Consider the following 3,285-nt stretch of genomic DNA (forward strand, 5'->3'; position numbering starts at 1 on the left):
TGCGGGTCGAGGGAGCGGGCGACGCCCTCCACCACCACCATGGTCTTCTGGAGCATCACCAGTTCGGTGCGGGTGCTCATGTCGAACAGGGCGGTGATGTCGAAGAGCAGGGTGAGCACCTTGGCCATCGAGATCTCGTCGGCCTTGCGCTGGTGGATCGGCTCGCCGATCGCCCGGATGGCCTGCGCGAAATCCTCCACCGAGTGGTGGGCCGGCACGTAGCCGGCCTCGAAATGCACCTGCGCCACCCGCTTGTAGTCGCGCAGGATGAAGCCGAGCAGGATCTCGGCGAGGAAGCGCCGCTCCCGGTGCCCGAGCCGGCCCATGATGCCGAAATCCACCGCCACGAGGGTGCCGGTCGGATCGACGAACAGGTTTCCGGGATGCATATCGGCGTGGAAGAAGCCGTCCCGAATGGCGTGGCGCAGGAAGGACTGGATCACCGACCGCCCGAGTGCCTTGGCGTCGTGACCGGCAGCCACGATCGCGGCGCGGTCGTTGAGGCGGATGCCCTCGATCCACTCGCTCGCCAGCACGTCGCGGGCGGTGAGCTCCCAGTCGGGCCGGGGTACGCGGAAGTCGGCATCGTCCCGGGTGTTCTGGGCGAGTTCGGACATCGCGGCCGCTTCGAGCCGGAAGTCCATCTCCATCATCACCGAGCGGGCGAGGATTTCCACCACCTCGCGGGGGCGCAGGCGCTCGGCCTTCGGCGAAAGCGCGTGCACCACGCGGGCCATGAAGCGCATGACCTGGAGGTCGCGCTGGAAGCGCTCGCGCACGCCCGGGCGCATGATCTTGATCGCGAGCACGCGCTCGGTGCCGTCGGCGTCGAGGATGTGGGCCTTGTGGACCTGGGCGATGGAGGCCGCCGCGATCGGCTCGCTGAACGAGACGAAGAGCTGCGCCACCGGCTTGCCCAGCGCCGCCTCCACGACCCGGATCGCGATGCTCTGCGGGAAGGGCGGCACCCGGTCCTGCAGGGTCTCGAGATCGCGGGCCGCGTCCATCCCGACGATGTCGGGCCGGGTGGCGAGGAACTGGCCGAACTTGACGTAGCTCGGCCCCAGGCGGGTCAAGGCGCGCTGGAGCGGCCCGGCTCCGCTGCCGAGGCCCGATCGCTCCAGCATCCGGCCGAGGCGCAGGGCGAGGCGCAGGTGCGGCGGCAATTCGCCGGGATCGACGAAGGACAGCGCGCCCTCGCGTGCGAGCACGAACCCCACATAGGCGCCGCGAAACAGGTGGAAGAGGCCCCCGAGCATCAGGCGGTCCCGACCGTCACGAGACCTTCCAGCCCGAATGGATCGCCACGATACCGCCGGTGAGCGGACGGTGGCTGACATGGCGAAAGCCCGCCGCCTCGATCATCCCGGCAAAGCGCCCGGGGGAGGGGAACTTGCGGATCGACTCCACGAGGTAGCGGTAGGAATCCGCGTCACCCGCCACCCGGGCGCCGAGGCGCGGGATCACATGGAACGAGTAGGCGTCGTAGATCCGGTCGAGCACCGGCAGGTCGACCTTCGAGAACTCGAGGCAGAGAAAGCGCCCGCCGGGCTTGAGCACCCGGTGCGCCTCGGCCAACGCCGCGTCGATGCGCGGCACGTTCCGGATGCCGAACGCGATGGTGTAGGCGTCGAAATGCCCCGGGGGCAGCGGTAGCGCCTCGGCATTGGCGGTGACGAAGTCGATCCGTCCCGTGAAGCGGCCGCCCGCGCGCTCGGCGCCGACTCGCAGCATCGCCTCGTTGATGTCGAGGACGGTCGCGTGCGTCTCCGGGCCGCCCGCCTCCAGGGCGCGGAAGGCGATGTCGGCGGTGCCGCCCGCGACGTCGAGGTGGCGGAAGGGCCGGTTGCGCGGCGGGCGGAGCATCGAGATCAGGTGCGACTTCCAGGCCCGGTGCAGGCCCCCGGACATCAGGTCGTTCATGAGGTCGTAGCGCTTGGCGACCGAGCGGAACACGTCGTCGACGCGCGCCTGCTTCTGGTCGAGCGGCACGCTCTCGAATCCGAAATGCGTCTCCGCCGCGCTCGCGGATCGTCCATCCGCCTGCGTCACCGAACTCTTGTTCACCGAACTCATGGACCATCCTCTCGCGCACGCTCATAGCGAAACGTCGCCGAGATCGCTATCTGCCTTGCGCCACGATGTGCCATCCCGGCGATGTGCCGCCCGCCGCGATCGGCGGTCCCAATCATCGCGGCAGCGCCGCAGCGGAACCTCGTCGAAGCCATGCCCGAACTTCCCGAAGTCGAGACCGTCCGCCTCGGCCTCGCGCCGGCCCTGGTCGGGGCGCGCTTCAGCCGGGTCATCCTGCGGCGTCCCAACCTCCGGTTTGCGTTCCCCGAACGCTTCGCCGAGCGGCTGGAAGGCCGTACCGTGACGGAGCTCGCGCGGCGGGCGAAGTACCTCGTCGCGGGGCTCGATTCGCGAGAATCCCTCATCATGCATCTCGGGATGAGCGGACGCTTCGACGTGGCTCTGCCAGATGGACGCAATCTGTCGCCCGGGGATTTCTATCTGGACGGGGCACTGGGCAACGCCAAGCACGACCACGTGGTCCTGGCGATGTCGAACGGGTCGACCGTGACCTACAACGACGTGCGCCGCTTCGGCTTCATGGATCTCGTCGCCACCGAGGACCTCGGCGCGAGCCGGCACTTCGCCGGCATGGGCATCGAGCCGTTGAGCGACGCCCTGACGCCGCAGGCGGTCGCGCGCCTGTTCCGGGGTCGGATCACGCCGCTGAAGGCGGCGCTCCTCGACCAGCGCCTGATCGCGGGTCTGGGCAACATCTACGTCTGCGAGGCCCTGCACCGGGCCGGCCTGCACCCGCAGGCGCCGGCGGGCAGCCTCGCCAAGCCGGACGGAACGCCGACGCGCCAGGCCAAGCGCCTGACCAAAGTGATCGTGGAGGTACTCACCGAGGCCGTCGCCGCCGGCGGCTCGACCCTGCGGGACTACGTACATACGGATGGCGGCGCCGGCGCCTTCCAGCATGCCTTTCGGGTCTACGACCGGGTCGGGCATGCCTGCGGAGCGAAAGGATGCACGGGTACGATCGAGCGGATCGTACAATCCGGGCGATCGACGTTCTTCTGCGCCACCTGTCAGGTCAAATCGACGAAATAGCCGGGAGCGGACGGGCCATCGACGATTCCGGAAACAGACGTTAAGCGACGGTTGGGACTCTCGGTGTCTTTTTTCATGGACGTTTCGATCCTCCGACCGGAACTGTGCTGATCCAGGGCGTTCATGTACCCCATCGCAGACATTGTAGCGGTTCGCGTG

At 68.6% G+C, this 3,285-nt stretch carries 3 protein-coding genes; 1 reads left to right on the forward strand and 2 read right to left on the reverse strand.

Annotated features, from left to right (window positions below; all coding sequences use genetic code 11):
• A partial coding sequence (ubiB, locus tag JWQ05_RS07195; RefSeq protein WP_299656759.1) for a 2-polyprenylphenol 6-hydroxylase occupies nucleotides 1–1,259 on the reverse strand: 1,259 nt, incomplete at its 3' end.
• Nucleotides 1,260–1,275: 16 nt separating this feature from the next.
• Nucleotides 1,276–2,076 (reverse strand): bifunctional demethylmenaquinone methyltransferase/2-methoxy-6-polyprenyl-1,4-benzoquinol methylase UbiE, encoded by an 801-nt coding sequence (gene ubiE, locus JWQ05_RS07200; protein ID WP_299656762.1) that lies wholly within the window; start codon nucleotides 2,074–2,076, stop codon nucleotides 1,276–1,278.
• A gap of 150 nt (nucleotides 2,077–2,226) precedes the next feature.
• Here ubiE and mutM point away from each other — a divergent pair, with 150 nt between their 5' ends.
• Nucleotides 2,227–3,126 (forward strand): bifunctional DNA-formamidopyrimidine glycosylase/DNA-(apurinic or apyrimidinic site) lyase, encoded by a 900-nt coding sequence (gene mutM / locus JWQ05_RS07205; RefSeq protein ID WP_299656765.1) that lies wholly within the window; start codon nucleotides 2,227–2,229, stop codon nucleotides 3,124–3,126.
• The last annotated feature ends 159 nt before the right edge of the window (nucleotides 3,127–3,285 follow it).

Source organism: Methylobacterium sp. (genome assembly GCF_028290105.1).
Taxonomy (GTDB): Bacteria; Pseudomonadota; Alphaproteobacteria; order Rhizobiales; family Beijerinckiaceae; genus Methylobacterium.

Coding starts and splice junctions, on each gene's coding strand:
- ubiE (WP_299656762.1), bottom strand. CDS start 2,076: ATGAGTTCGGTGAACAAGAGTTCGGTGACGCAGGCGGATGGACGATCC.
- mutM (WP_299656765.1), top strand. CDS start 2,227: ATGCCCGAACTTCCCGAAGTCGAGACCGTCCGCCTCGGCCTCGCGCCG.